Raw genomic sequence first — 26,260 nt, 5'->3', positions numbered from 1 at the left:
CGTCACCGCGCCGCGTCGATCAGCATGAAGGCCGCCACCGCCAGCAGCACGACGGCGAAGATCCGCTGCAGCGTGTGTCCGGAGACCTTCGCGGCCAGCCGTTTGCCGTCCCATGCACCGAGGATCGCGGTCCCGACGAACGGGCCGACGACCGCCCAGTCCAGCCGCTCGACCGTACCCGCACGCGTCGCCAGCGCGGCCAGCGAGTTCACGGTGATGACCAGCAGGCTGGTGCCCACGGCGTTGCGCATCCGCATGCCCAGCACGCTCACCAGCGCCGGTACGGCGAGGAAGCCGCCGCCGACGCCGAGAACGCCGGTGACCGCACCGAGCCCGGCACCGGCTTCCGCGGCCCGCACCGGCCGCGCCGACACGGCACCCTCCGCGGCCGGCCCGGACCGCAGCATGCGCAGGGCGGCCGCTCCCGCGACCATGGCGAAGGCCGCCGTCAGCACGGCCGCCGGGATACGGGCGGCGAGCGCGCCGCCCAGCATCGCCGGGCCGATCCCGGCCGCCGCGAACAGCAGCCCGGTGCGCCAGCGCACGTGACCGTCGCGAGCGTGCGCGGACAGTGCGGTGGCCGATGTCAGGGTGACGATGACCAGGCTCGCGGTCGTGGCCCCCACCGGACTGAAGCCGAGCAGGTAGATCAGGGCGGGGACGGCCAGCACACTCCCTCCGCCCCCGAGCGCGCCCAGCGCCAGACCGACCACGGCCCCGGCGGCCAGGGCGAGTATGAGAGCGCTCACGCGACGGTGCCGTTCCCGCCGCTCATACCGACCACCGGCAGACCCGCTCCCGCCCAGTCGCGCATCCCGCCGATCACGTCCACGGCCACCGCGCCTCGGGCCGCCAGCAGTTCGGCGGCCTGCCGGGAGCGGTTGCCGGAACGGCAGATCACGACCAGGGGCCGCGCCTGCGCGTGAGCGGGCAGCCCCGCCCCGGCGGCCAGCGCGGACAGCGGCAGGTGCACGGCTCGGGGCGCGTGCCCCGCCTGCCACTCGTACGGCTCACGCACGTCCAGCAGCACGGCGTCACCCCCGCTGTCGGCGGCGCCGCCGTGGCCGGTGCGCGTGGCCGCCTCCTGCACGGTCACCCGGCCCGGGACTCCATGACCTCGTCGGAACATGCTCATTCGGTTCTTCGCTCCTGTTTCCCATCTCGGTACGGCAGATCGGCCGGGGGTCTGTGTGGCGCCTCGCGCCGTCAGGGGTTCCCGGCGGTGAGCCCGGCTCTCTCGGCCGCGTCGAAGGAGTCGTCGACGGCGACGACGACCCGGCCCGCGGCGTCCAGCAGGGAGGCGGCGACGGCGGCCCGCATGCCACCCGCGCAGTGCACCCACACCTCGCCGTCGGGGACCTCCCCGAGGCGACGGTGCAGCGTGTGGATCGGAATGTGGACCGAACCCTCGACGTATCCGCCCGCTCGTTCCGAGCCACGCCGGACGTCGAGGACGACCACACCCTCCGTCGGGTGCCGGCCCGCGAGGTCGGCGAAGGTCGCGCGGCGGAAGGCGGCCGGCGTCTCGCCCTCGCGGACCCAGTCGGCCGGGCCGCCGGTGGCCGCGGCGGCCGGACGGTCGATGCCTACCCGCACCAGTTCGCGCTGGGCGGCGGCGAGTTGCTCGCGCGACTCGGCGAGCAGCGTGACCGGCTTGCCCCAGGGGATCAGCCAGGCGAGATAGGTGGCGAGTTGGCCTTCGGCCTCGAAGTTGAACGAGCCGGACATGTGCCCGGCGGCGAACGCGACGCGGTTGCGCAGGTCCACCACCCACTCCCCCGCCGCCAGCCGGGCGGCGATCTCCTCGGCGTCGGCCGGCGCGGGCGGGGTCAGGTCGACGGGCGCTGGTCCGGCCGCGTTGGCAGGACCCATGTGCGTGTAGTAGGCGGGGATGTCGTCCAGGCCGGCCAGCAGGTCGGCGACGAAGGTGTCCACGTCCCGGGTGAGGGCCTCGTTGGACGCCTTCTCCTTGCCGATGGTCGTGGCACTGCCCTCAGCCTGGGAGGACGAGCAGAAGCTGCCGAAGCCGTGCGTGGGCAGCACCTCGGTCTCCTCGGGCAGCTCGGCGGCCAGCCGGTGCGCGGAGGCGTGCTGGGCACGGGCGAGCCGTTCGGTCAGCCGCGGCTCGACGAGGTCCGGGCGGCCGACGGTGCCGATGAGCAGCGAACCGCCGGTGAACACCGCGACCGCCGCGCCGTTCGCCTCCAGCACGTAGGAGGTGTGATGCGGGGTGTGACCGGGCGTGGCCAGCGCGCGCAGGGTCAGGCCGGCGTCACTGTCGATCTCCGCCCGGTCGCCGTCGCACACCGGCACGCGCTCGAAGGAGACACGGGCTCCGGCGGGCACCAGGTAGGCGGCGCCCGTGACCCGGGCCAGCTCCAGACCGCCGGTGACGTAGTCGTTGTGGACGTGCGTCTCGACGACCTGCGAGATCCGTACCCCGCGCCGGGCTGCCGCCGCGATCACCTGGTCGATGTCGCGCGGTGGGTCGACGGCCACGGCGGTGCGCTCACCGCCCGCGAGATAGCTCCGGTTGCCGAGACCCGACACCTCGATCGTGTCGACGAAGAACACGAGGTACTCCCTTCCAGCGAAGAATTACCCCATGGGGTATGTCTTCGACGGTAGCATGAGTACCCCGGGGGGTATTTTCAGGGACAGGCAAAGCCCGGGAAACATCTCAAGCGCACCGCACACCCGGCCGGACATCCGTCCCGCGCCACACGAACCGCCGAGAAGGGCCCACTCCATGCGCTACGACCGCACAGTCCACCTCCACACCGACTTCGCCACCGCCGTCGCCCGCACCCGCGACGCCCTCGCGGAGCAGGGCTTCGGCATCCTCACCGAGATCGACGTCACCGCCACCCTGAAGACCAAGCTCGACCACGACATGGAGGACTACGTCATCCTCGGCGCCTGCAACCCGTCCCTGGCCCACCGCGCCCTGGACACCGACCGCTCCATCGGCCTGCTCCTGCCCTGCAACGTCGTCGTCCGCCGCGACGGCGACCACACCGCCGTACAGGTCCTCGACCCGAACACCATGGTCGCCCTCACCGAACTCGACGCCCTGCGCCCCGTCGCCGAAGAGGCCACCCGCCGCCTCGACGCCGCCCTCGCCTCCCTCACCGCACCCGGCACGAGCGTCTGACGCCACCGGCTCAGCACAAAGCGGGCCGGACGACACCGCAGCACCGCAGGTTCTGATTCACCGCCGGCCGGGCCCGAGAGGCGCCACGCCCTGGCCACAGCGCTGTTCGGGGACGCCCGTCGCCCTGCTGCTGGAGCTGGGGTCATCCTGACCTCGCTGAGCCTGCTCGGCGCGGTCGCGCGGCGCTTCGCCCTCTCGCCCGTGCCGCTGTATCCGGTGGCCGGACCGGCCCTCGGCGACGGCGGCCTCCCACCCGTTCCGGCCGCCCGGGAGTTCATCGACACCGGCGACGATCAGCTGCTACGTGGCCCTGACCCCGTTTCTCGTCCCGCCCCTGTGGACGGGTTCAGGCAGGTCCACCCGGCGGTCAACCTCGAACTGATCGAGGGTCAGCAGGACGAGATGCGCCATGCCCTGCTCCAGGGCGCATGTGACCTGGCCCTGTTGTACGCGTTCGGCACCCAGCCCGGTCTGTCCTGCACGACGCTGCGCTCCAGCCGTCCGTATGTCATCGTGTCCGCCGGTCATCCGATGGCACAGCGCAAGGCTGTCTCACTCGCCGAACTGGCGGACGAGCCACTGATCATCTGCTCCGAGCCGCCGGCCCAGCAGAACGCGGACCACTGGTTCTCCCCCGCGGGAGCACAGCCGAACATCCGGTACCGGACCTCGAGCATCGAGGCGGTCCGCAGCATGGTCGCCCGCGGCCTCGGCTTCGCCACGTTGATCCAGTCCTGGCCGACCGACACCAGTGTCGAGGGGCTCCCCCTGGCATCCGTGCCCCTCAGCGACCCGCTGGACGAAGTCGAGCTCGTGATCGCCCAAGCGGCACACGTCACCCCCACCCAGCGGGCACGTGCCTTCCTCCAGTACGCCAAGGACGCGCTCGCGGGTCCGGACACTCCGCGGACCACCGGCCGACGGCCGTCGGGCGCTGGGCGTTGAACGCCGGATTGCTCGTACGCAACGAGCACCAGCCTGACACCACGCCGGCTCGCAGCGACCCCGGCCGTCGCTCGCGCCGCACCCGGTGCGCCTCCCCCGCCACAGCGGCTCCGGCCGCTGCGGACGGCAGGTCAGGCAGGTCAGGCAGGTCAGGCAGGTCAGGCAGGTTGAGGTACACGGAGCCGGGCGCTTACGAGCAGCTCTCCGGTCGAGGCCGTCACTGATCTCGACCGCGACCGTAGTCGCACAGTGCCTCTCGAGGATTCCCCTGCGGGCCTGCACCACGAGCGGTGCCACGAGCGCGGCAACTGTGCCGGCCGGGCAGCCGCGCCTTCGGCCAGGTGGGCGGGCGGGCCGCCGGCCGGCCGGCCGGTGGACGCGGTGCGCCGGCCACCCGGGGTTCACGGCCGGCGCAATCGACGACCGTCGTCGTGCCGACCAGCCCGGTGCGAACCCTTGCCGTGTTCGGAGGCCGGCCATGTCGTGCGGTGCCGGGCCGACTCGTCGACGCGAACGGCAAGCCCATCGGCGGCCAGGGCCCGCCCACGCTCGCAGGCAACTGGATCGCCGACCCCACGAGCGAACCACGGAGCCCGGTTACCGCCCGAACGGACTGCCGCGTCAGCCGTCGCGTTCCGCGCCGACGAGAACGAAGGCCATCGTGACGGGTTGGTCGCTGCGGTTGCGCCAGCCGTGGCGGGTGCCGTTCTGGATCACGATGTCTCCCGCCGAGAGGTGGGTGCACCGGCCGTCGTCGAGTTCGAGGACGATCTCGCCCTGCAGCACGATGCCGTAGTCCACGGTCGGCGTGGTGTGCATGCCGTCGGGTTCCATGAGGTCCGCGATGCCAGGCGAGTCGGCCCGCTGCTCCTGGTCGAAGGCGACGGGGTCGAACGCCGGGTCGGCCATCGCGGTGTCCGGCGGAAAGGTCAGCACGATGAACCGCGTGCCGCCGTTCACCGGCAGCAGGCTGGTGACCTTCGGTGTGGGATCCTCCCCTGTCCGGCCGACCGGGTCGCCGGGTTCGGTGGCCCACGGCAGGCGGGACACCCAGCCCGGAAGGCTGGTGAACGCCCGGCTGCGCGGGACGGGACCGTCGCTGACGACGACCGACCTGCCGTTCTCGTCATGGCCGGTGACGACTCTGCGCATGCCTTTCTCCTCCATCGCGTCAGTCGGGTCCGTGGGATTTGCCAGGGCCGCCGGACCTGTCGAACCGGTCGGGTCGGTCGGGTCGGCCGTTGCCCGGCCCGGTCGAGGGCCCGAGCTTGGTCGCCCAGGAGTCCAGGACATCCGCCACGGTCGGGGCGGGTGCCCTGAGCAGGGCCGATGCCACCGTGCGAACGAACAGCCGGTGGCGGTCGTCCGTGAGGTACTCCACCGGGGACTTGCCGTCCACCCGCGCGAGCAGCAGCGCCGGCAGCAGTGAAGCGGCCCGCGCCTCAAGGGCCGGCCGAGGCTCCCAGTCGACGCACCGGACGTACTCCTCGGCCAGCACCCGGGCGGACCGCAGGAGATCGGCGCGGCCCCCGGGTACCACCAGGCTCTTGAGGAGCAGATGGTTGACGCAGAAGGCGAGGTCGAAGGCCGGGTCTCCGTACCAGGCGCACTCGGCGTCCAGCAGCACGGGCCCGGACGGTCCGACGAGGATGTTCTTGGGACTGACGTCACCGTGCACCAGGGCCAGGTGCGTCGCGGCCGTGCGGTCGGCGAGGCTCTGGAGGATGTCGCTCAGACCAGGGTGCGCGGCAGCGGTGGCCAGCAGGTACGGCTCGATGCGCAGCGCGTGGAAGTTGTCGTCGGTGGCGAACTCCGCGGCGAGGGCTACGTTGCCGGCGCTCGCCGCGTGCAGGGTTCCGAGCAGCTCTCCGACGGCCGCCGCGGTCGCCACCCGCACCTCGCCGCACAGCAGCTGCGCCTTCCACATGGGGTAGTGCTCGGGGGGCAGGAACGCCATCGCAAAGAGGCCGGCTTCGGGGTCGTGGGCCAGCAGTTCGGGCACGCTCTCAGGGCGGTGCCGGGACGCGAACCGCATCCACGCCCATTCGAAGGCGTTGCGCGACACCGGTGCCTGCCAGTCGGCGGCGACCTTCAACTTGGCCAAGGCGCGTTTGACGCAGAGGGAACGTCCCGGCAGGTCCACTCGCCACAGATCGGACGAGACACCGCCGGTCAGGGGCGACCAGCGTGCGGCTTCGCCGGGTCCGGCGAGTTCGTGGGCGGTCAGGAAGTCGACCAGCGCGGTGTCGGGTACGGGGCCCGGGCTCACCTGTGCTGAGGTCGGGCTCATCACCGGTCACCCGACCCGGTGGTCGGACAGAGGGGGCTGTTGCAGGCGTGGGCCGGCGCCTCGCCCGCCAGGATCCGTACGACCTCCTCGGCGGCACGGCGGCGCAGTTCCGTGACCGAGGCGTCGGAGGAGAAGGCGATGTGCGGGGTGAGAAGCGCTCCCGGCTGGTCCAGCAGCCCGGCGGGGACGTGCGGCTCGGTCTCCAGTACGTCGAAAGCGGCTCCGTCCAGGTGCCCGCTGTCCAGCGCCTTGACGACCGCGTCGGTGTCCACCAGGCCGCCCCGGCTGACGTTGACCAGCAGACCGCCCGGTGACATCAGCTCCAACTGCTCGGCACCGATGATGTGGTGCGTGTCCGACGTGAGCGGCACGTGGAGAATCACCACGTCGCTGCGGCGCAGCAGCTCCTCCAGACCCACCATCTCCACTCCGGGGGCGTCCTTCGGCGGACGCGGGTCGTGGGCCAGGATCCGGCAGCCGAACGCGCCGAGCTTGCGCACGGTGGCGCGACCGATGCGCCCGTATCCGACGACGCCGCAGGTCAGCGTCGACAGCCGGCGCAGCCGGGCGCCGGCCGGGTCCCAGCGGCCGGCGCGGACCTCCCGGTCGGACACGGCCAGGCCACGCGTCCAGGCCAGCACCATGCCCACGGCGTGGTCGGAGACTTCCTCGACGCAGTAGTCCGGCACGTTGGTGACCCACACACCGCGCTCGGTGGCGGCGTCCACGGCGATGTTGTCGAGCCCGACTCCGAGCCTGGCCACGATCCGCAGATCCGGCGACGTGCCGATCGCGGTGGCGGAGACGGGGGCCCAGCAGGTCAGGATGCCGGCGGGCCGGTGCTCGGCCACCAGGTCCTCGATCGCCTCGGCGGTGGCGGGATCGGCGGGGCCGGTCACCAGGGTGTGGCCCGCCTCCTCGATGACCGATCGCTCGACGGAGTCGTCGGGCCAGGCGTAGTCGGTGAGCAGCACGGCGCCTGGGCGGCTCGGTGGTTTCATGACAGGTCGTCCTCGCAGAATCGTGCGGCCGCAGCGGACGGCCGGGTTTCACGCCCGGTCGCATCCGGTGAGCGGGTCTGATCGCCACCCGGAAGGGCGGCCGTCGGCATGTCAGGTTGGCCGTCGGCCGCCAGGGTGGGGTGGAGGGGGTCGCTGGGCTCGGGTCGGTGTCGCCGGCGCGCGCCGACTTGTGGTCGGTGCGGGCGCCGCAGTACGCCCCTGGAACGGGTCACGAGATGTCGGGGCACGTCGAATCACTTTGTCACAGCCACGTGATGCTAACGATAGCATTGCGGGTCTTCGACACGTCAAGAGTGCGACGCACACCCGATCGCCGGCCACCCTGCCGCAGTTCGCTCGGCGCCGAGGAACCGGTCGTCATGAGAATCGAGGAACGCCGAAGAAATCCGGTGTTCACATCTTGACGCGCCGGAGACTTCCCCTCCATGGTTCTGCCAACGCCGACCGTGTGACCGATAAGTGTCCGCACGTGGTCCGGCTGTCGAAGACGCCATAGCCACGGACGTCCCCGACGGGCGAATACGGCTGTATTCCGCACGCGGTGTCCGACCGCGCGGCAGCCCGTCGCCCGCATTTCGCCGGTCGACGACGCCATCGCTGTCGTCGACTCGAGTCCGTGTTCAGCTCACCGCTTCTCGTCATCGCCCGTACGGCCCCGTACCGGCGATGGATCCGCCGCGGCCTGCGGTGGCCCATTCCTTCTCAGGAGCCGCTATGACTCACGCAGCGCAAGTCGACACCAGTGCGGTGCCCGCAAGCGACACGCAGGAAAAGAGCCCGGCCCCCATTTCCCGTCCGATGATCGGGGTGGGCTTCCTGCTGGTGGTCCTCTCCTACATGGTCAACGCGATGGACCGCCAGGTCTTTCCTCCCCTGCTGCCCAACATCCGCGCGCAGTACGGGTTCTCCCTGGAGCAGGGCGGGTTGCTGGCGACGAACTTCACTCTCGGTATGGCCCTGGCCGGCCTGCCCGCGGGCTATCTCCTGGACCGCTTCCGCCGCAAGACCGTGCTGCTGGTCAGCATCGTGATCTACTCCCTGGGCACCATGGCCACGCCTCTGGCCACCGGTTTCGCCGACATGACCGTGTACCGGGTCGTGTCCGGCTTCGGGGAGGGCATGCAGTCCGCCGCCATCTTCGCGGCGATCGGTGCCTTCTTCGCCCACCGGCGGGGCCTCGCCTTCGGCTTCATCGGCATGGGCTATTCCATCGGCGTGTTCATCGCCCCGCTCATCGGCGTCCAGCTCATGAGCATGCACGGCACCTGGCACTCGCCCTTCTATCTGTTCGGCATGGCCGGGCTGCTGATCGCCGCCGCCGCCCTGTTCCTCGTCAAAACCGGTCTGACCGAGCACTCCGCCGAGAAGTTCGTCTCGACCAAGACCTACGAGTACATGCCGGCCTCCCCCTACAACCGCAACTCCATCGCGCTTGCCGTCCACTCGGTCGTCAGCGGCGTGGCCATCTACGGCTTTCTCGGCCTCTACCCGACGTACCTCATCAGCTCGCTGCACTACACCGCCGGACAGGCCGCACTGGCCATGAGCTTCCTCGGCTTCGGCGGCATGCTGGGCGTTCTCGGCGGCTGGCTCGGGGACCGCGTGGACCAGCGCAACCTGCTGATCCTGAGCATGGTCGCCGTCTCCGTCATCAGCGTGTGCATCTACGAGACACATCCCGGAGTCGGCATGCAGTACACGCTCGCCTTCCTCATGGGCGCCTTCGGCCTGGGCTTCATCTATCCCAACACCAACAGCGCGATGCAGCGGTCCGTCCGCCCCGAGCAGATCGGTCGCGCCTCCGGTCTCTTCGTCACCAGCTACTACGGGACGGCGGCGTTCTCGGGCCTGCTCTTCGCCGCACTGGTGGACACCTTCGACTGGAGCCGGGCCGGGCTGCTGCAGGTCACGGCACTGCCGCTGGTGGGCGCCCTGGCCCTGACCTTCGTCCGCCCCTCGAAGTTCAACAACGCGGTCCACTAGCGAGCCGGTCCGCCCGCCGGACATCTGCCGCTGTGTTGCACCGGGCGACGGCGCCCGGTGCAACACAGCGGCATTGCTCCGACAGGACACGGGAGCCCCCGCCGACATGCCAAGGGGCCTGCCCACCGGCGAGCGGTGGGCAGGCCCCTTGGCGAGATCGCCCGGCAGACGTCCGAAGTCAGAGACTCTCGGCCACGACCGGATTGCGCAGGACACCGATGCCCTCGATCTCCACCTCGATCTGGTCTCCGGGGCGGATCGGCCCGACGCCGGACGGCGTACCGGTCATGATCGCGTCTCCCGGAAGCAGTGTCAGATGACGGCTGAGGTAGCTGACGATGTCGGGAACGGCGAGCAGCAGGTCGGCAGTGCTCGCCGACTGCGTGACGGCGCCGTTCACACGGGTCGTCAGCGACAGTGCCGAGGGGTCGAGTTCGGTCGCGATGACCGGCCCGAGGGGAGCGAATGTGTCCTGCCCCTTGCCGATCAGCAGCGTTCCGAATGCGCTTTCCCTACGCTGGACGATGCGGTCACTGACGTCATTGCCGCACGTATAGCCGAGGATGTACTCATGGGCCTCGGAGGGCTTCACATGGCGGGCTTCCTTTCCGATGACGACGACCAACTCGCCTTCGAAATGGATCAGTTCGCCATCCGCCGGATAGACGATCGCGTCATCCGGTCCAATCGCGGCGGTGCTCGGCTTCATGAAGCACACGGGAACTTCCGGAACCTCACGGTCGGTCTCGTCGACGTGCGAGGCGTAGTTGTAGGCGAACCCGAAGATCCGGGGTCGCTCCAGCGGCGGGAGAATGACCACATCCCCGACTTCGTCGACCTGCCCCGCAGGGGACAGTCCGGTGAAGGGATCACCTTCGAATCGCGCGATTCTTTCGTCACCGGATTCCAGCTCTCCGTAGTGACGCGCGCCGTTGACGGCATACCTGACGATCCGCACGGAAACCTCCGCAACTAGGCAGCCGCGGGCGGCTGCACGGCCCATCCAGCAGTGCTAACGTTAGCACAAAGGCAATGATCAACCCGACGCCCTCACCCTTCCGACCACGGAGCGCGACGAGAATGCTATCGTTGGCATACGGAAAGTGACGACACCGGGATCAGTCAGCTCGAGGGGGCCTTACGTGATCACGACCAAGGACATCGCCGAACGCCTCGGAATCTCCGTCTCGACGGTCGGCCGGGCACTCTCCGACGATCCCCGCATCAGTGAGGAGACCAAGTTCCGGGTCCGCCAGGCCGCTTCCGAGATGGGATACGTCGGCAACCGGGCGGCACGGATGATGCGCGGAGCGTCCAGCAACGTGGTCGCGCTGGTCGTCCCGGACATCCGCAACAGCTTCTACTCGACGATCGCGCACGAGTTGTCCAAGAACATGGAGTCCGAGGGCTTCCAGCTGATGCTCTCGGAGACCGACGACGACCGGATGGTGGAGCTGCGCCACCTGCGCGAGCTGTCCGCCAACCGCGTGGCCGGCGTCATCATCGTGCCCACCGCACGCCCGCACGGCGACTCCGTCAAGCTCCTGCGCGGCCTGCCGCACCTTCAGTTGCTGCGCCGCCACCCGTCGCTCGGTTCCCAGTGGTTCGGTGTGGACGACCACGAGTCACTGCGCGAGGCCACGGCCCACCTGGTGGCCCAGGGCCACACCCGCATCGCGTACGTGGGCGGTCCCACGGAGCTGCCCACGGGGGCGGAGCGTCTGCGCGGCTTCCGCAGCGCCCTGAGCGAAGGTGGCCTGCCCGACGACGCAGGGCGCACGGAGCTGGGGCCGCCGTCGTCCGTAGACCACGGCCGCCAGGCGGTGCGCCGGCTCATGAAGGGCCCGGGTGCGCCCACCGCACTCGTGCTGGGATCGGTTCAGCTCACCATCGGGGTCCTGGAGGAGTTGTCCGAGCAGGGCGTGAAGGTGCCCGGGGAACTGTCCGTGGTCGGATTCGGGGACGAGCCGGGGTTCTCCTGGTGGGGTCCCGGGCTGACCACGGTCGGCCTGCCGATCCAGGAGATGGCCACCGGCTGCGCGCTGTGGCTGATGCGCCGGCTCAAGACCAAGCCGGACAACGACGGCCCGTACACGTCGGTCTCCCCCGGATCGTTGGTCCTGCGTGGCAGCACGGCGCCCCCTGCCGGAAAGGCTCCGTCCAGGTCCGTCTGAGCCAGGGCGGCGTCACCCGCGAACACCGAAGGCGCCCGGAGCGACGTGCTCCGGGCGCCTTCGCATGTACGGCGCGGGTCAGTACCTTCCGCTGCGCAGCCGCCCCATGACGCGGGCGGTGCGGGCGAGTTCGTCGAGCACCTGCCCGGCAGCGGCCTCGTGTATCTTGCCGGGCCTGAAATCGCCGCCCTCGACGAGTTCGTTGACGAACGGGATGCTCACGGTCGCACCGATCGGCAGCATCCTGAGGTTCGCCACGACCTGCTTGCCCATCTGCACCGCCCGGGTGCCCGCCGAGACGCCCCCGTAGCTCACGAACGCGGCCGGTTTGTGCTGCCACTCCACGACGAGGTAGTCCCACGCATTCTTCAACGGTGCGGGGAAGCCGCCGTTGTATTCCGGGGTGACGAAGACGAACGCGTCCGACGCGTCGACGATCCGGCTCCATTCGCGGGTGTGGCTCTTCGTGTACTGCCGCAGGGCGGGCGGATGCGGCTCGTCGAAGAAGGGGAGTGCGAGTTCGTACAGGTCGACGGTGTGCGACTCGAACTGGTCGTACTCCGTGGCTCGAAGAGCGAACCAGTCCGCGACGGATCTGCCCACACGTCCGGGGCGAGTGCTGGCCACCACGGTGGTGAGGGTCATGGGCGCCACGGAGGGCTGGAGTGTCATGTCGGACTCCCTTTCCTGTCGGCCGGGATCCGGCCCGACGGACCCACGCCGCCTGTGCTGTCCGTCCGTCCAGGAGGGCGCGGGTCCGCCGGAGTCCTTGCGGAGCGTCACGGCTGTGCGAACGATAGCATTCCCGTCCCAGTGAACCAACAGGGGTGCTAGACGGCGCGACCACTGGACCGGGCACCGCTCACCCCTTGACAGACCAGCCGACACTTTGCACGATTGCGCTATCGTTAGCACAGCAAGAGCCGCAGCGAACGAGCAACCCTCGCCGTCACCTTCTCTCTCGCGCCCAGCGCCCCCGCGCCGATGCAGATGCCGCCCCGCGGGGGCCGACCGCGCTCGTGCGTCGGCGAGGGGTTTCTCCCGTACGCCTTCCGTCGCCTCCGGCTGCGGGGGCGCCCCATGACAGGCACGGGGCATCTTTCATCGCCCCGATCGTCCGAACTCCGAAAGGTTGCACCGCAATGACAGACGCGCGGATCGCCAAGCTCCACGGCCGCAGGGTGTGGGACTCCCGCGGTCGGCCGACCGTCGAGGTCGAGGTACACCTCGCGGACGGCGCGACCGGCCGGGCCATCGCCCCGGCGGGGGCCTCGAGGGGCCAGGGCGAGGCGCTCGACCTGCGCGACGGCGGCAGCGGCTTCGGCGGGCTCGATGTCCAGCGCGCGGTGGGCTCGGTGAACCGGGAGGTCTCCCCCGCCCTCTCCGGCCGCGACGCGGGCGACCAGGAGGCCGTCGACCGGCTCCTGGTGGACCTCGACGGCACCCCCGACCGCGGCCGTCTGGGCGGCAACGCGATCGTGGCCACGTCCATGGCGGTCGTGCACGCAACCGCCGCGTCGGCGGGCGTACCCCTGTGGCAGCACTTGGCGGGCGGACGGCCGGTCCGCATCCCGCTGCCGGAGATCCAGATCTTCGGCGGCGGAGCCCACGCGGACCGCCGCGTCGACGTCCAGGACTTCATGGTGGTCTGCCCGGCGGCCCGCAGCTTCTCCGAGGCCCTGGACTGGACCGCGGAGATCTACCGGGCCGCCGGCAGTCTGATGCGGAAGGCCGGCAAAGCACAGGGCGTGGCCGACGAGGGCGGGTTCTGGCCCGCGTTCGACTCCAACGAGGAGGCGCTGGAGATGCTGACCCTGGCCATCGAGACCGCGGGCTTCGCGCCCTCCTCCCAGGTGGGCATCTCGCTGGACGTCGCGGCCTCGCAGTTCGGCTCCGCCGATCGGTACACGCTGGCCCTGGACGACCGCACGCTGGACACCGCAGCGCTGATCGACATGCTGGGCAGTTGGATCGAGCAGTATCCGATTCTCTCCGTCGAGGACCCGGTGGGCGAGGACGACCACGAGGGCATGCTGGAGTTCACCCGGCGCTACGGCCACCGCTGCCAGGTGATCGGCGACGACTACCTGGTCACGAACGCCAAGCGCGTAGAGGCGGCGGCCACCAGCGGGGCGGCGAACGCCGTACTCGTCAAGCCGAACCAGGCCGGTACCGTCACGGAGGCCTTCCAGGCGCTGCGCGCCGGAAAGGACGCCGGATTCGCCACGATCGTCTCGGCCCGTTCCGGCGAAACCGAGGACGTCACCATCGCCCATCTGAGTGTCGGCTGGGACGCCGGTCAGCTGAAGGTGGGCTCGTTCACGCGCTCCGAGCGAATGGCCAAGTGGAACGAGGTCCTGCGGATCGAGGAGTCGCTCGGCGACTCCGTGGAATTCAGCGGATGGTCCGCATTCACATTCGCCGGGGCCGGGCCCTCGACGACCAAGCCGTAAAACGCCCTCGAAGTATTACAGTCATCGAATTCCAGAGCCGATCCGAGCACGGAGATCAGCATGCTGCCACCGGTCAATCTGCGCCCCAGTTTCAACATCACCCGCTCCAGTCACGTTCGCCTCAGGGTCGCGGATCTGGCCGAGAGCCGGAACTTCTACGTGAACGTGCTGGGGCTGGTCGTCAGCGACGAGGACGAGCGCACCTGCTACCTCCGCGGCCTCGCCGAAGCCTGCCACCACAGCCTCGTCCTGGAGCTGGACGAAGAGGGCGGCGGCACGTGCAGGAGGGTCGGCTACCGGGTGTTCTTCGACGAGGACCTCGACCTCGCATACGAGTGGTTTCGTGAGCGGGGACTGCCCGCCGAGTGGGTCGACGTCCCCTACCAGGGCCGCACCCTGCACGTCAGCGACCCCATCGGCACGCCGCTCGAACTGTGCGCGCACATGGAGACGCGGCCGCGGCTGCACATCGACTTCGCGTCCTACAAGGGTGCCCACGCCCAGCGGCTGGACCACTACCAGATCTTCGCGCCCGACACCTACGAGCTGTGCGCGTTCTACAGCGAGCTCGGCTTCCGCAACTCGGAGTACCTGGAGCACGGCGACAAGCTGCTTGGAGCGTTCATGTACCGCAAGGGCACCTGCCTGGACCTGGCGATCATCGAGAACACCGGGCCGGCCCTGCACCACTTCGCGTACACCGTCTCCGAGAGCCACGACATCTTCACCGCCTGCGACTGGGCGGGCATCCAAGGCTACGGCGACGGCGTGGAGCGGGGTCCGGGACGGCACGGTCCGGGCGGGATGCTCTTCGCCTACCTCCGCGACCCCGACGGCCACCGGGTGGAGGTCTTCAACAGCCACTACCAGACGATCGACACCGAGATCGAGCCGGTGCGCTGGGACGCGGGATCTCTGAGCACCAACGCCCGCTGGGGCCTGCCGGCTCTGGAGAAGTGGTACTTCGAGGCATCGCCCTTCGTCGGCGTGCCGCAGATTCCGCCGACCGAGCTGCCGAAGCCGATGTCGCTCGAGCGGTTCCTGCTCGAACAGTCCGCCCACTGACCTTTCGCGCGATCACGTCCCCCCGAGGAGACACCATGGCACGAGTCCCCTACCTGCGCCGCGAGGACGCGGACGAGGCGCAGAAACCCCTGTACGACCGGCTGGAGGCGGAACGCAAGGTACCGACAGCGAACATCTTCCTCGCCCTCACCAACGCGCCGGCCCAGCTGGACGCCTTCCTGACCTACGCCAACTCGCTGCGCGCCGCCGACCTCAGCCCCAAGCTGCGTGAACTGGCGATCCTGACCGTGGGCTACGCGACCCGGTCCGCGTACGAGGTCGCGCACCACCAGTCGCACGGGCTGGGGGCCGGGCTCACCGAGGAACAGCTCGCAGCGGTGGCCGACTTCGAGTCCTCCGACCTGTTCGACGGGGTGGAGAAGGCGGTGATGCGCCTCGCCAAGGAGTCCACGCTCCAGGTCGAGGTCTCGAAGGAGACGTGGAGTGCCGCCGCCGAGCACCTGACGGACAAGCAGATGGTCGAACTGTCGTTGTCCGTCGCCTGGTACAACTCCGGCGTCCGCATCATGGGGCTGCTGGACATCGACCTCGAGGACAATTACCCCAACCCTTTCCCGAATTCGTAGAACTCGGCGCCGTAAAGCCCCTCAATACCTGAGATGTGACTACCGGGCCGCCGGTCCGTCGCCTCGGTCGCCGGAAAATATTTCTCCGCCCCCGATCGCAGGGACGGAGCAGTTTCAAGGAGTATTTCAATGGCGAAAATGCTCGCTGCACGACTGCACGCGCTCGGTGAGCCGATGTCGGTGGACACCATCGACGTGCCCACCCCGCGGCCGACCGACGTGCTGGTGCGGGTCAAGGCGTGCGGGATCGTGCCGAACATGGCCAACGTGATCAACAACTGGCCCACCTGGTTCCCGCACCAGCCGTTGCCCAAGTTCCCCGCCATCTTCGGCCTGGACGCCTCCGGCGTGGTCGAAGCCGTCGGCGAGGCGGTGCTGAACACCAAGCCCGGTGACCGGGTCTACGTCAACCCCCTGCGGGGGTGCGGAAGTTGCCAGGTGTGCCGGGGCGGCGAACTGAGCCGGTGCCGTTACTTCACGCTGAACGGCTACTTCAGCACCTCCCGTGACGGCCAGCGGATCTTCGACCTCTACCCTTACGGCGGCTTCGCGGAGTACATGACCGCCCCGCAGTCCTCGATCGTCAACATCCCGGACAACATGACGTTCGAGCAGGCCGGCAAGCTCGGCTACATCGGCACGTCCTACGGCGCCCTCAAGAACGCCGCCGCAGGGCCCGGCCAGGTGGCGCTGATCGACGGGGTCACCGGAACCCTCGGGGTCGCAGCGACCGTGCTCGCGCTGGCCTCCGGCGCCTCCCGGGTCCTCGGTACCGGCCGTAACGAGGAGCTCCTCAAGCGCGTCAAGGAACTCGCCCCGGACCGGGTCGAGGTCTTCCGGCTGGGTGACGGTTCCACCGGCGAGTGGGCGAAGTCCCGCACCGGCGGCGAGGGCGCGGACTACGTGATCAGCGCCCTGGGTGCCAAGGCTCCGGTGGAGACGATGCTCGACTCGATGCAGGGCGTCCGCCGGGGCGGACGGGTCGTCAACGTCGGGGGCGTGGCCGACCGGCTGCCCGTGGACGTGAAGTGGCTCATGGACGAGCAGGTCCAGCTGATCGGCTCCAACTGGTTCAGCACCGCGCAGGGGCAGGAACTCGCCGACATGGTGGACACGGGCGCGCTGGACCTGTCCTACCTGCAGGCCAAGCCGTTCCCGCTGTCCAGGGTCAACGAGGCGATCTCGGGTCTCCAGGACCGCGACGGCGGGTTCAGCAACTACGTCATCAACCCATGAACCGCAGGCCTCCGTAGCGTCCGGACGCCCCTGGGCCGGACATGTCCCTGACGCCCGTACACACCCCGCGGCGGACCTGTTCTGCCCTGACGCCGCCGCGGGGTGCTTCACACAAGCCGTGCACACGGCCGGTGCTCTCGTCGCCACTGGCCCGGCAGGATGGAGGAGCCGGTGGAACTGCGCTGGCTGGAATCGTTCGTAACCGTCGCGGAGGAACTGCACTTCGCGCGGGCGGCGGACCGGCTGCATCTTGCTCCGTCGGCGCTCAGCGCCCAAATCAGGTCGCTGGAGTCGCACTTGGGCGTGCGGCTGATCGACCGCGGACGGCGCTCGCGCCCGGCGCTGACCAGTGCCGGGCAGCTGTTTCTCGAGGAGGCGCGGCTGACCCTCACCCAGGTCTCCCGGGCCGAGACGGTGGGCCGGCGTGCCGGTCGCGGGGAGTTGGGGCACGCCCAGATCGCGTACGTCGCCTCGGCCACGTTCTCCGGAGTGCTGACCGATGTCCTCACCCGCTGCGCGGCCCCCGGCACCGAGCTGACGGTGCAGGTGCGCGAGCTGGAGACACCGGCCCAACTGGAAGCGCTGGTCTGCGGGGACATCGACGTCGGCTTCCTGCGCTGGAGGCCGGAGTACCCGCCCGAAGTCACGGCCACCTGCCTGCTCACCGAGGACGTCGTCCTGGCGCTGCCGTCCGGCGCGCCACTGGCGGCGTACGAGGCGATACCGGCGGCGCAGCTGCGCGACGAGCGGTTCGTGGCCCCGCACTTCGACGAGGAGTACGGCTGCCGCGACCAGATCCTCGAAGTGGCGCAGCAAGGCGGGTTCAGCCCGCGGTGCGCTCCCCCGGTGCGAGATTTCATCGCGGCTCTGACTCTGGTGGGCGGTGGTCTCGCGGTGGCTCTGGTCCCTGATTCCCTGCGCCGCGTGCACATCCCCGGGGTGGCCTACCGTCCGCTGGCGGACGTGTCGCTGACCACCCGGCTGGTGGGTGCCTACCGCAGGAGCGAGACCTCGCCTGCGGTGCGCGGCCTGATCCGCCGCCTGCGAGAGGCCGCCGCCGCCACGATCACCGCAGACTGACGCCGCGGTGGTCCGGCGGACGGCACCTGAGCGGGCTGCACTCCGTGATCCGCAGGCTGCTCAGGGGCCTCGGCCCCCTGCTCGGCAGCGCCGTCAGGTCCGTTCGGGGGTTCTCGATGCCACCCGCGCCTGCGACCGCCTCCGCGTGCTCGCCTCTCCGGCCGTCCGGCTCGCCGGTCGTGATCGGCGTGGTTCTGCGTGGCACGCCCAGTCAGCGACGAACCGACGCATGTTTGTGCGCGGAATACGCACTGTCGGTGCAGGTCAGAGGGGGTGTTCCCGGCCTACGCTCAAGACGGCACCACAGACCGTGGCGGCGTCGGTCGACCGCCGCCGGGCAGAGGGACAGGCGGAGGAACACATGTCATTGATCAAGCACGTGGGGGTCATCGGCGCCGGGCAGATGGGCCGGGGCATCACGGAGGTCTGCGCCCGGGCCGGGCTGCACGTCACGTTGTGCGACGTGACGGAGGACAGGGCTCGTGCCGGGCTAGCAGGCGTGGCGGACTCCCTGCTCCAGGCGGAGAAGCGCGGCACCATCGGCCCCGAGGACCGCGCACATGCCCTGGCCGGGATCTCGGTCTCCGCCGATCTCTCCCGCCTGGCCCGTGCTGACCTGGTCATCGAGGCCGCCGTCGAGGACGAGCAGGCGAAGACGGCGCTGTTTCGGCAGCTGGACGAGATCGTCACCGACCCGGCCGCCATCCTGGCCAGCAACACCTCCTCGATCCCCATCGCCCGGCTCGCGGCGGCGACCGGACGGCCGGAGGCGGTGGTCGGCCTGCACTTCTTCAACCCGGTTCCCGTCATGCCACTGGTCGAGGTCATCCCGTCGTTGCAGACCTCCAAGGCCACGGAGCTGCGTGTGCGTGCTTTCGCGGGCGAGATCCTGGGCAAGAAGACGATCGTCACGGAGGACCGCGCGGGCTTCGTGGTGAACTCCCTGCTGGTTCCCTACCTGTTGGCAGCGGTGCGGATGGTCGGCTCCGGCACCGCGACGGCGGAGGACATCGACACGGGGATGACCGCCGGCTGCGCTCACCCCATGGGCCCGCTGCGCCTCGCCGACCTCATCGGCCTGGACACGGTCGCGGCGATAGGCGAGGCGCTGTACGAGGAGTACCGGGAACCGCTGTACGCCCCTCCCCCGCTGCTGCGCCGCATGGTCGAGTCGGGGCTGCTGGGCCGTAAGTCAGGACAGGGATTCTTCAGCTACCAGGCGGCCTGAGGGCCTGGGGCGACGCGGTGTCCCCGCGTGCCCGGGGCACCCTACGTCCACCGTCGTCACGGAACACCCGCTGAACGTCGTCGACGGGCCGCAGGCCGCCTCCCGGGAACTCATGCCGTAGGCCGTCTTTTGGCGTGGCTGACATGGGCCGGGTCCGGGAAACCCCAGCGCCTGCCGACGACGCCGACGGCAGGTGGTGCAGGGCGGGATCGGCGAGGCCGCGCCGGCACCGCGCGAGACGCCGTTCCCGGATCCGGCCCGGGACGGTGCAGCCCTGCTCCGCCGGCGACGTGTACAGGTGGCGGCGGCAGATGCGGTGTGCGGCCGCGGCACCCCGGGGCTCAGCCGGAGTCGGCGAGCCGCTGCTCCATGTGAACGAGGATGCCGGGTGAGCAGGCCCGGGCGTTCGTCCTCGCCCGCGACCACGTTGTCGGCGAGGCGAAGCGTGCCACGGGACTTCAGGTACTCCATCTGCCGGGCCAACCCGTACAGAAAGCCTGGCGGTCCTTCTGGGTGAGCGACCCATGCCCGGTGCGCTGGAGAGTCGGCTGGAAGAAGTCAGCCGCGTCCGAGCCGATGTGCCGGCGGATGCGCGCGAAGCTGCGCGGTACGGCCTGGCGAGGGGGTCCAGCCGCCCCGGGCGGGTCGTGACCGGCCTCTGAGCCGATCAGCTTGTGCGATCCGGCGGGGCCCCAACGGCCCCTCACCGGCGCTGATCAGGCACCGACGATCTCCTGCGACCTGAGCAGCCCGACAGTCCCTGGTCGGCTTCTTCAGGTGGCCCGGGGCTTCGCGGGGTCCGGACGACGTACGAGACGGTCCACCACTCGCCGACAGTCCGACGGCGGTTGCACCCCGCGCAACGCGCCCCTCGCGCGGGCACCTCCGCGCCGTCGAGCCATTCCGCGCGCGGCAGTTCAGGGCTCAGGCGGGCCGGCAGACCGATGTCCGCCACCAGGCCCCACACCCGGGAGGGGTCCGCCGCGACGTGAACGTCACAGCGGACCCTCGGCCCCTCGGCGTACCGTAGGGCGATCCTCCTCTTGGTCCGGCCGGACGGTCCGGACCTCAAGAACGGCGTCCGTCTCAGGCGTCTGTCTCAGCCGACTGTGCGGAGGGCGGCCATCTCCTGCGTGAGCTGGGAAGCCACCGCCTTCGTGGTGGTCAGCACGTCGGCGCCGTGCAGTCGGTCGTCGCAGATGTGGATTCCCCGGTCGCCGCCCATCGCCAGGACCTTGCGGATGACGTCGAGCGCGGAGTCGGGTCCCATGGAGACGACGGTGACATGGACGTCCGCCGTCTCCTTCAGCGTCAGGGCCTCTTCAGCCGCGCGCTCGTTGATCGTCCAGGACGAGTTCGGCGTCCTCGCGGTCGAGGGTGTGGTCGGCCCGGGACAGGGTGCGCTCGGCACCGGAGTCCGGGACCTGCTTGACGAGTACGACGATGTTCACGGGTGTCTTCCTTCAGCCTTCGGTGATCAGCGGAACGCCACCTGGCCGGTGATCGCCTGGCCGATGACCAGCGTGTGCATCTCACTCGTGCCTTCGTAGGTGAGGACGGACTCCAGGTTGTTGGCGTGGCGCAGCGGCGAGTACTCCAGGGAGATGCCGTTGGCACCCAGGACGGTGCGGCACTCCCGTGCGATGGCGATCGCTTCCCGTACGTTGTTGAGCTTGCCGACGCTGATCTGCTCGGGCCTGATGCGGTGCTGGTCCTTGAGCCGGCCCAGGTGCACGGCGAGCAGTGCGGCATTGCCCACGGACACGCTCATGTCAGCGAGCTTCTTCTGGGTGAGCTGGAAGGCGCTGATCGGCTTGTCGAACTGGACTCGGGAGTCGGCGTACTCGATGGCTGCCTGGAGCGAGTCGCGGGCCGCTCCGACCGCGCCGAACAGGATGCCGAAGCGGGCCTCGTTCAGACAGGACAGCGGTCCGCGCAAGCCCTCCGCGAGAGGCAGCCGCGCCGAGTCGGGCAGCCGTACGTTGTCGAAGTGGAGCTCCGAGGTGATGGAGGCGCGCAGCGACATCTTCTGCTTGATGTCCTGCGTGGTGAAGCCAGGCGTCCCGCGGGGCACGAGGAAGCCGCGGATGCCGTCCTCGGTCTGTGCCCAGACAGTGGCCACATCGGCGATACCGCCGTTGGTGATCCACATCTTGGATCCGTTGAGGATCCAGTCTCCCCCACCGTCGCGGACGGCCCTGGTGCGCATCCCGGAGGGGTTGCTGCCGAAGTCGGGCTCGGTCAGGCCGAAGCAGCCGATGGCCTCACCGGCGGCGAGCCGGGGCAGCCACTCCTGCTTCTGCTCCTCCGAGCCCCACTTCCAGATGGAGAACATCGACAGCGAGCCCTGCACGGAGACGAAGCTGCGGAAGCCGGAGTCCGCCGCCTCCAGCTCCAGGCAGGCCAGTCCGTAGCTGACGGCGTTGGTGCCGGCGCAGCCGTACCCTTCGAGATGCATGCCGAGCACGCCCAACTTGCCAAGTTCCGGGGCGAGTTCGCGGGCGAAGTGGGCGTTCTCGAACCACTCACCGATGTGCGGTCGCACCCGGTCGGCGAGGAACTTGGCGACGGTCGCCTGGATCTCGCGCTCCTCGTCACTGAGTGTGGAGGAGAGGTCGAGCAGGTCGAGAGGGTCCTTCATCGGCTTGGCGCCGTTCATCGTGAGCTCCTGGAGGTAGTGGTGATCGGTTCGGTCGCGGTGTCCGCGCCGGGAAAGGTCAGGTGACCGCTTCGTTCGGTGCGGAGACGTGGTCGGAAAGGCGGTGGAGAATCTCCGCGGTGTGCTGGCCCAGGCGCGGCGGCGGCAGGCGGTACTGCGCGGGTGTGCCGCTCAGCGCGATGGGGTTCGCGACCTGGCGGGAGGACGTGCCCTGTGCTCCGTCCGCTCTGTCAGCGGGTGCGGCGGGGATGTCGACGACGCCCGGAAGGCCGAGCTTCTGGGCGAAGGCGAATGCCTCGTCGAGGGTGTTGACCGCTCCGGCGGGCACCCCCGCGGCCAGCAGGACGGCCGACCAGCGGTCCGCGCCGGCGCTCCTCAGCCGTTCGGTCAGGATGTCCCGCAGGGCGGCGCGGTGTGCGACTCGGTCGGCATTGGTGCGGAAGCGGTCGTCGGCAGCAAGACCGGGATCCCCGACAACCTCGGCGAGCGCCGCGAACTGCCGGTCGTTGCCCACAGCGATCGCGATCGGGCGATCGGCCGCCGGGAAGGTCTCGTACGGAGCGATACTCGGGTGCGCGTTGCCCATGCGGCCCGGAACCACACCGGCGACGGCGAACGCCGACGCCTGGTTGACCATGGCCGACAGCAGCGAGCCGAGCAGGTTCACCTCCACACACTGCCCCTCCCCGGTGGCGTCCCGGTGCCGCAGGGCCGCGAGGATGCCGAGCGAGGCGTGCAGGCCGGTGATCACATCGACCAGGGCCACGCCCGCCTTCGCCGGCTCTCCGGCCGCGTCGCCGGTCACGCTCATCAGACCGCCGACGGCCTGCACGAGCAGGTCGTATCCCGGGATCTCCGCGCCCTCGCCGCTGCCGAAACCGCTGATCGAGCAGTAGATCAACCCCGGGTGCCGGGCACGGAGTTCGCGCCGGCCGAGCCCCAGCCGTTCCATCGTGCCGGGACGGAAGTTCTCCACCAGCACGTCGGACTCGGCGACCAGGGCGCGGGCCTGTTCGACGCCGGCGTCGGTCGTGAGGTCCAGCACGACGGACTTCTTGTTCCGGTTGACGCCGAGGAAATAGGTCGACGTGCCGTCGTGGTCGGCCGGAGGGTGCCAGGCCCGGGTGTCGTCCCCGATGCCCGGCCGTTCCACCTTCACCACGTCGGCGCCGAGGTCGGCGAGGAGCATCGTGGCGTAGGGCCCCGCGAGAACCCGGGAGAAGTCGGCGATGCGCAGACCGTCCAGCGCGCCGCGCCCCGCTCCGTCGAGAACGTCGGCCCATCCGTCCGGTGCGTTGTGCTGGGTGCCCACGCACCCTCCTCTCTGATCATCCTGTGTGTGCGAGGTGACTGCGTCTCGGCCGTTTCCCGTCACCACCAGCGCTCCACAAGCCGCGCCGGGTGGGTGAGTTCGACGAGCGGCAGGCCCTGGCCGAGGGGGGCGACGGACCGTACGACGTTCACCCGTGCCCCCACCGCGACCGCGACCGGCGCCGTCCCGGTGACCTGACAGAGCAGGTTGAAGCCCTCGTCCATCGCGACGAACCACGTGTTGTGCGGGGCATGGCCGTTCCGGCGCACGACGACCCCGGAACCCTCGCTGCGCTCCGGTTTGAAGGCCGTGGACCCGCAGGCACGGCAGAACGAACGGCGGTAGGCCGGCGTGCCGCACCAAAGGCACCGCTGGAAGAGGAGTTCGCGGCAGACCGCCGGTGCGTTCGGCGTGACGGCCGTGGCCGTGGCTGCAGCAACGGCCTCATGATCGTCTGCGAACTCGGTGTGTTCATGGGTGTCCGTCTGGAGCATCACGGCCTCCTGCACGCAGTCCGGTGACCGGAAAAGGGGTGGTCGGGATCCGATGTGGCTCCCTCACCCTGGCCCTGTCGCGGATCGCCGGTCAACGACGTACTGACGCATCTTTGTGCGCGCAATACGCTCCATTCGCTGAGGTCAGAGCCGGTTTCCTCGCGCTACGCTCCCTTAGGGCGTGCAGATCTTCGACTTGTGGCTTTCCGCTCGGTGGTTCGTTGGCCCGGCGTGAGCGGGTTGGATGGGCAACGGGCCGTGCCGGCAGCCAAGTTCGGGCGATTCTGCCGCACCTCGACGAGCGGCAGAATCGCCTGCTGACAGGGGCGGAGGCCCAGTCCCTCGGCCACGGCGGGATCAGAGCAGTCGCCCGCGCCGCCGGTGTCCGTGAGGCCACTGTGTCTGTCGGAGTGCGGGAACTCGACTCCGGAGAGGCCCCCTTGGGACGCATCCGCCGGCCCGGCGCCGGCCGCAAACACGTCGTCGACCGGAACCCAGCCGTTCGGGAGGCACTCCTCGCCCTGGTCGAGCCCGACGTCCGCGGGGACCCGATGTCGCCGCTGCGCTGGACCACCAAATCCACCCGCAAGCTCGCCGAGCAGCTGACCCGGCAGGGCCACCGGATCTGCGCGGGCACGGTGGGCGACCTGCTGCGCGAGGAGGGCTTCAGCCTGCAGAGCAACGCCAAGCCCCTGGAAGGCAAGCAGCACCCCGACCGGGACGCGCAGTTCCACCACCTCAACGAGCGGGCCCGCGACCACCAGGACTGCGGGGCTCCGGTGATCAGCGTGGACACGAAGAAGAAGGAACTGGTCGGCCCGTTCAAGAACAACGGCCGTGAAGGGGAGCCGAGAGGCGAGCCGGTGCGAGTCGACACCCACGACTTCCCCGACCGCGAGCTGGGCAGGGCGGTGCCCTACGGCATCTACGACGTCGCCGCGAGCACCGGCTGGGTCGACGTGGGCACCGACCACGACACCGCCGCGTTCGCCGTCGAATCGGCACCGACGTGCCAGGGCGATTCGTCAGCCCGTCGGCGTTCCTGGTCCCACCACGCCGGCCGCGAGCCGGCCAGGTGGACGAGCCTGCGATGTCCGAGCCATCAGGAACCCCGCCTCTTCGAGCACGGCGCTGCGCGAGCCATACGCTGACCGACGACCAGGTCGAACAGCACGGGTCGGCGTACCAGGCGTCCTCGGGCATCGAGCCGGACACGGTCTCATCCGCGCGCGCGGTAGTTCGGTCACGGATGCGGATTCCGGGCGGGGACGGCCCCGGGAGGCCTTCCACGTCGACGCCGTCATCAGCCGTCGGCGGCTTCCGTGCACGGCTGCCGGTAGGGCCGCACCGCGCGGCGCGCGATGGCGAAACGGTGCGTCTCCGACGGGCCGTCGTAGATCCGGAACGGCCGCACCTCCCGGTACAGACGGGCCAGCGGGGCGTCGGCGGCCGAGATGCCGAGGGCTCCGCAGATCTGCACCGCCCGGTCGACCACCCGGTTCACCGCCTCCGCCACGAAGGTCTTGGACACCGAGGTGAGCTGCGAGGCGGCGGCGGAGCGGGTGTCCAGCTCCCAGGCGGTGCGCAGGATCAGGGCGCGGCTCGCCTCGATGTCGATCTCGGAGTCGGCCAGCATCTGCTGGACCATGCCGAGGTCTCCCAGCGCCGAGCCGAACGCCATCCGGCTCCCCGCCCGTTGCAGCGCGACGTCCTGGGCGCGGCGGGCCGCTCCGAGCCAGCGCATGCAGTGGGTCATCCGGGCGGGACCGAGCCGGACCTGTGCGCCTTCGAAGCCGCGGTCCACCGCGCCGAGCACCTGCTCGTCCCCCACCACGCACTCCTCGAAGACGATCTCGCTGTGCCCGGCGAAGAGCGACTCGTCCAAGGTCTCGATGGTCCGGACGAGACGCATGCCGGTGGTGCCGGCGTCGACCAGGAACATGGTGGCGCCGCCCGGGTCGCCGGGGCTGCCGGAGGTGCGGGCCATGACGATGGCGAAGCCGGCTCCGTCCGCCCCGGTGATGAACCACTTGCGCCCGTCGATGCGCCAGCCGCCGGGAACCCGGGTCGCGGTGGTCCGCAGGGAGCGGGGGTCGGCGCCCGCTCCCGGAGCGGGTTCGGTCATGGCGAAGCAGGAGCGTGTGTCGCCCGCGGCGAGCGGACGCAGATACCTCTGCTTCTGCTCCTCGGTGGCCACGTTCTCCAGCAGGTGCATGTTTCCCTCGTCGGGGGCCGCGCAGTTCAGCGCCAGCGGCCCGAGCAGGGAGTAGCCGGCCGCTTCGAAGACCACCGCCTGCCCTCGCAGGTCGAGGCCGTGTCCGCCCCACCGGGTCGGCACGTGCGGAGCGAACACTCCCGCGTCACGGGCGGCCTTCTGCAGGGTTTCCCGCAGGTCCTCAGGGGCGTCGTGCACGGACCCGCCGCACTCGCGCTCGGCGGGAACGACCACCTCGCGCACGAACTCCGCCGTGGACGCGGCGAGTTGAGCGACAGTCGGATCGACATCGAACTGGATGGGCACGGGACCTCCCGCCGACGGGCGTACGGGCATCGGGTCCCGTCGCTTCCTAGAAACTGT

At 70.2% G+C, this 26,260-nt stretch carries 25 protein-coding genes and 1 pseudogene; 11 read left to right on the top strand and 15 right to left on the bottom strand.

Annotated elements, in window-relative coordinates; genetic code table 11:
- Positions 1-2 precede the first annotated feature (2 nt).
- The 3 genes from OG289_RS47555 to OG289_RS47545 all read right to left on the bottom strand — a co-directional run bounded on the left by OG289_RS47555 (position 3) and on the right by OG289_RS47545 (position 2,574).
- On the bottom strand, positions 3-749 hold the full coding sequence (locus OG289_RS47555) for a sulfite exporter TauE/SafE family protein (RefSeq protein ID WP_327320249.1): 747 nt from the start codon (positions 747-749) through the stop codon (positions 3-5).
- Positions 746-1,135 (bottom strand): rhodanese-like domain-containing protein, encoded by a 390-nt coding sequence (locus tag OG289_RS47550; protein WP_327320248.1) that lies wholly within the window; start codon positions 1,133-1,135, stop codon positions 746-748. The genes OG289_RS47555 and OG289_RS47550 overlap by 4 nt, the downstream gene beginning before the upstream one ends.
- A 71-nt stretch (positions 1,136-1,206) precedes the next feature.
- Positions 1,207-2,574 carry an MBL fold metallo-hydrolase gene (locus OG289_RS47545; protein ID WP_327320247.1) on the bottom strand — a complete coding sequence of 456 codons (1,368 nt, stop codon included), beginning with the start codon at positions 2,572-2,574 and terminating at the stop codon, positions 1,207-1,209.
- Between the two features lie 175 nt (positions 2,575-2,749).
- On the opposite strand from OG289_RS47545, the gene OG289_RS47540 reads away from it, so the two are divergent.
- Together OG289_RS47540 and OG289_RS47535 are read left to right on the top strand one after the other, a co-directional pair.
- Entirely contained in the window at positions 2,750-3,154 is a 405-nt protein-coding gene (locus tag OG289_RS47540; protein WP_327320246.1) for a DUF302 domain-containing protein, read from the top strand.
- A 201-nt stretch (positions 3,155-3,355) separates the two neighbouring features.
- Positions 3,356-4,099 (top strand): LysR substrate-binding domain-containing protein, encoded by a 744-nt coding sequence (locus OG289_RS47535; RefSeq protein ID WP_327320245.1) that lies wholly within the window; start codon positions 3,356-3,358, stop codon positions 4,097-4,099.
- 621 nt (positions 4,100-4,720) lie between these two features.
- Here OG289_RS47535 and OG289_RS47530 read toward each other — a convergent pair.
- Genes OG289_RS47530 through OG289_RS47520 form a run of 3 tightly spaced genes read right to left on the bottom strand, consistent with a single transcriptional unit; the run spans position 4,721 to position 7,390 of the window.
- Entirely contained in the window at positions 4,721-5,251 is a 531-nt protein-coding gene (locus OG289_RS47530; protein WP_327320244.1) for a cupin domain-containing protein, read from the bottom strand.
- 19 nt (positions 5,252-5,270) lie between these two features.
- Entirely contained in the window at positions 5,271-6,389 is a 1,119-nt protein-coding gene (locus OG289_RS47525; RefSeq protein WP_327320243.1) for a phosphotransferase family protein, read from the bottom strand.
- Positions 6,389-7,390 carry a C-terminal binding protein gene (locus tag OG289_RS47520; protein WP_327320242.1) on the bottom strand — a complete coding sequence of 334 codons (1,002 nt, stop codon included), beginning with the start codon at positions 7,388-7,390 and terminating at the stop codon, positions 6,389-6,391. The genes OG289_RS47525 and OG289_RS47520 overlap by 1 nt, the downstream gene beginning before the upstream one ends.
- Positions 7,391-8,125: 735 nt before the next feature.
- On the opposite strand from OG289_RS47520, the gene OG289_RS47515 reads away from it, so the two are divergent.
- The gene (locus OG289_RS47515; protein ID WP_327320241.1) at positions 8,126-9,394 is read left to right on the top strand and encodes an MFS transporter; all 1,269 of its coding nucleotides are present in this window, start codon (positions 8,126-8,128) and stop codon (positions 9,392-9,394) included.
- A gap of 178 nt (positions 9,395-9,572) precedes the next feature.
- On the opposite strand, the gene OG289_RS47510 is transcribed toward OG289_RS47515, so the two are convergent.
- Positions 9,573-10,352: a fumarylacetoacetate hydrolase family protein gene (locus tag OG289_RS47510; RefSeq protein WP_327320240.1), complete on the bottom strand. Its 780-nt coding sequence runs from the start codon at positions 10,350-10,352 to the stop codon at positions 9,573-9,575.
- A 184-nt stretch (positions 10,353-10,536) separates the two neighbouring features.
- Here OG289_RS47510 and OG289_RS47505 point away from each other — a divergent pair, with 184 nt between their 5' ends.
- On the top strand, positions 10,537-11,568 hold the full coding sequence (locus OG289_RS47505) for a LacI family DNA-binding transcriptional regulator (RefSeq protein WP_327320239.1): 1,032 nt from the start codon (positions 10,537-10,539) through the stop codon (positions 11,566-11,568).
- 78 nt (positions 11,569-11,646) lie between these two features.
- Here OG289_RS47505 and OG289_RS47500 read toward each other — a convergent pair whose 3' ends face one another.
- A complete protein-coding gene (locus tag OG289_RS47500; protein WP_327320238.1) occupies positions 11,647-12,240 on the bottom strand; it encodes an NADPH-dependent FMN reductase in 594 nt (197 codons plus the stop codon).
- 470 nt (positions 12,241-12,710) lie between these two features.
- On the opposite strand from OG289_RS47500, the gene eno reads away from it, so the two are divergent.
- The 6 genes from eno (at position 12,711) to OG289_RS47470 (ending at position 19,217) form a co-directional block, all read left to right on the top strand.
- On the top strand, positions 12,711-14,021 hold the full coding sequence (eno, locus tag OG289_RS47495; protein WP_327320237.1) for a phosphopyruvate hydratase: 1,311 nt from the start codon (positions 12,711-12,713) through the stop codon (positions 14,019-14,021).
- A 60-nt stretch (positions 14,022-14,081) separates the two neighbouring features.
- Positions 14,082-15,086: a VOC family protein gene (locus OG289_RS47490; RefSeq protein WP_327320236.1), complete on the top strand. Its 1,005-nt coding sequence runs from the start codon at positions 14,082-14,084 to the stop codon at positions 15,084-15,086.
- A gap of 35 nt (positions 15,087-15,121) precedes the next feature.
- Positions 15,122-15,673, top strand: coding sequence for a carboxymuconolactone decarboxylase family protein (locus OG289_RS47485; protein WP_327320235.1), 552 nt, complete (start codon positions 15,122-15,124; stop codon positions 15,671-15,673).
- Positions 15,674-15,811: 138 nt separating this feature from the next.
- The gene (locus OG289_RS47480) at positions 15,812-16,909 is read left to right on the top strand and encodes an alcohol dehydrogenase catalytic domain-containing protein (RefSeq protein ID WP_327320234.1); all 1,098 of its coding nucleotides are present in this window, start codon (positions 15,812-15,814) and stop codon (positions 16,907-16,909) included.
- A 171-nt stretch (positions 16,910-17,080) separates the two neighbouring features.
- Complete coding sequence (locus OG289_RS47475) at positions 17,081-17,989, top strand: LysR substrate-binding domain-containing protein (protein WP_327320233.1); 909 nt, start codon at positions 17,081-17,083, stop codon at positions 17,987-17,989.
- Between the two features lie 361 nt (positions 17,990-18,350).
- Complete coding sequence (locus OG289_RS47470; protein WP_327320232.1) at positions 18,351-19,217, top strand: 3-hydroxybutyryl-CoA dehydrogenase; 867 nt, start codon at positions 18,351-18,353, stop codon at positions 19,215-19,217.
- Positions 19,218-19,920: 703 nt separating this feature from the next.
- On the opposite strand, the gene OG289_RS47465 is transcribed toward OG289_RS47470, so the two are convergent.
- Genes OG289_RS47465 through OG289_RS47440 form a run of 6 tightly spaced genes read right to left on the bottom strand, consistent with a single transcriptional unit; the run spans position 19,921 to position 23,682 of the window.
- Positions 19,921-20,289: an SRPBCC family protein gene (locus OG289_RS47465; protein ID WP_327320231.1), complete on the bottom strand. Its 369-nt coding sequence runs from the start codon at positions 20,287-20,289 to the stop codon at positions 19,921-19,923.
- Positions 20,290-20,316: 27 nt separating this feature from the next.
- The gene (locus OG289_RS47460; RefSeq protein ID WP_327321016.1) at positions 20,317-20,526 is read right to left on the bottom strand and encodes a hypothetical protein; all 210 of its coding nucleotides are present in this window, start codon (positions 20,524-20,526) and stop codon (positions 20,317-20,319) included.
- Between the two features lie 13 nt (positions 20,527-20,539).
- The gene (locus tag OG289_RS47455) at positions 20,540-20,668 is read right to left on the bottom strand and encodes a hypothetical protein (RefSeq protein WP_327320230.1); all 129 of its coding nucleotides are present in this window, start codon (positions 20,666-20,668) and stop codon (positions 20,540-20,542) included.
- 26 nt (positions 20,669-20,694) lie between these two features.
- On the bottom strand, positions 20,695-21,876 hold the full coding sequence (locus OG289_RS47450) for an acyl-CoA dehydrogenase family protein (protein ID WP_327320229.1): 1,182 nt from the start codon (positions 21,874-21,876) through the stop codon (positions 20,695-20,697).
- Between the two features lie 58 nt (positions 21,877-21,934).
- Positions 21,935-23,188, bottom strand: coding sequence for a CaiB/BaiF CoA transferase family protein (locus OG289_RS47445; RefSeq protein ID WP_327320228.1), 1,254 nt, complete (start codon positions 23,186-23,188; stop codon positions 21,935-21,937).
- Between the two features lie 59 nt (positions 23,189-23,247).
- Entirely contained in the window at positions 23,248-23,682 is a 435-nt protein-coding gene (locus OG289_RS47440; RefSeq protein ID WP_327320227.1) for a Zn-ribbon domain-containing OB-fold protein, read from the bottom strand.
- A 281-nt stretch (positions 23,683-23,963) separates the two neighbouring features.
- Between OG289_RS47440 and OG289_RS47435 the strand changes: the two are divergent.
- Positions 23,964-24,683, top strand: a pseudogene (locus OG289_RS47435) (ISAzo13 family transposase); the annotation flags it as partial.
- A 302-nt stretch (positions 24,684-24,985) separates the two neighbouring features.
- On the opposite strand, the gene OG289_RS47430 reads toward OG289_RS47435, so the two are convergent.
- Positions 24,986-26,203: an acyl-CoA dehydrogenase family protein gene (locus OG289_RS47430; protein WP_327320226.1), complete on the bottom strand. Its 1,218-nt coding sequence runs from the start codon at positions 26,201-26,203 to the stop codon at positions 24,986-24,988.
- Between the last annotated feature and the right edge of the window lie 57 nt (positions 26,204-26,260).

Origin of the sequence: Streptomyces sp. NBC_01235, from assembly GCF_035989285.1 — a bacterium.
GTDB lineage: Bacteria > Actinomycetota > Actinomycetes > Streptomycetales > Streptomycetaceae > Streptomyces.
Note: the sequence above shows the minus strand (reverse complement) of the source record. Positions and strands in the feature narration are given on the sequence as shown.

Coding starts and splice junctions, on each gene's coding strand:
- OG289_RS47530 (WP_327320244.1), bottom strand. CDS start 5,251: ATGCGCAGAGTCGTCACCGGCCATGACGAGAACGGCAGGTCGGTCGTC.
- OG289_RS47550 (WP_327320248.1), bottom strand. CDS start 1,135: ATGAGCATGTTCCGACGAGGTCATGGAGTCCCGGGCCGGGTGACCGTG.
- eno (WP_327320237.1), top strand. CDS start 12,711: ATGACAGACGCGCGGATCGCCAAGCTCCACGGCCGCAGGGTGTGGGAC.
- OG289_RS47525 (WP_327320243.1), bottom strand. CDS start 6,389: ATGAGCCCGACCTCAGCACAGGTGAGCCCGGGCCCCGTACCCGACACC.
- OG289_RS47500 (WP_327320238.1), bottom strand. CDS start 12,240: ATGACACTCCAGCCCTCCGTGGCGCCCATGACCCTCACCACCGTGGTG.
- OG289_RS47490 (WP_327320236.1), top strand. CDS start 14,082: ATGCTGCCACCGGTCAATCTGCGCCCCAGTTTCAACATCACCCGCTCC.
- OG289_RS47515 (WP_327320241.1), top strand. CDS start 8,126: ATGACTCACGCAGCGCAAGTCGACACCAGTGCGGTGCCCGCAAGCGAC.
- OG289_RS47470 (WP_327320232.1), top strand. CDS start 18,351: ATGTCATTGATCAAGCACGTGGGGGTCATCGGCGCCGGGCAGATGGGC.
- OG289_RS47540 (WP_327320246.1), top strand. CDS start 2,750: ATGCGCTACGACCGCACAGTCCACCTCCACACCGACTTCGCCACCGCC.
- OG289_RS47485 (WP_327320235.1), top strand. CDS start 15,122: ATGGCACGAGTCCCCTACCTGCGCCGCGAGGACGCGGACGAGGCGCAG.
- OG289_RS47440 (WP_327320227.1), bottom strand. CDS start 23,682: ATGCTCCAGACGGACACCCATGAACACACCGAGTTCGCAGACGATCAT.
- OG289_RS47520 (WP_327320242.1), bottom strand. CDS start 7,390: ATGAAACCACCGAGCCGCCCAGGCGCCGTGCTGCTCACCGACTACGCC.
- OG289_RS47450 (WP_327320229.1), bottom strand. CDS start 21,876: ATGAACGGCGCCAAGCCGATGAAGGACCCTCTCGACCTGCTCGACCTC.
- OG289_RS47480 (WP_327320234.1), top strand. CDS start 15,812: ATGCTCGCTGCACGACTGCACGCGCTCGGTGAGCCGATGTCGGTGGAC.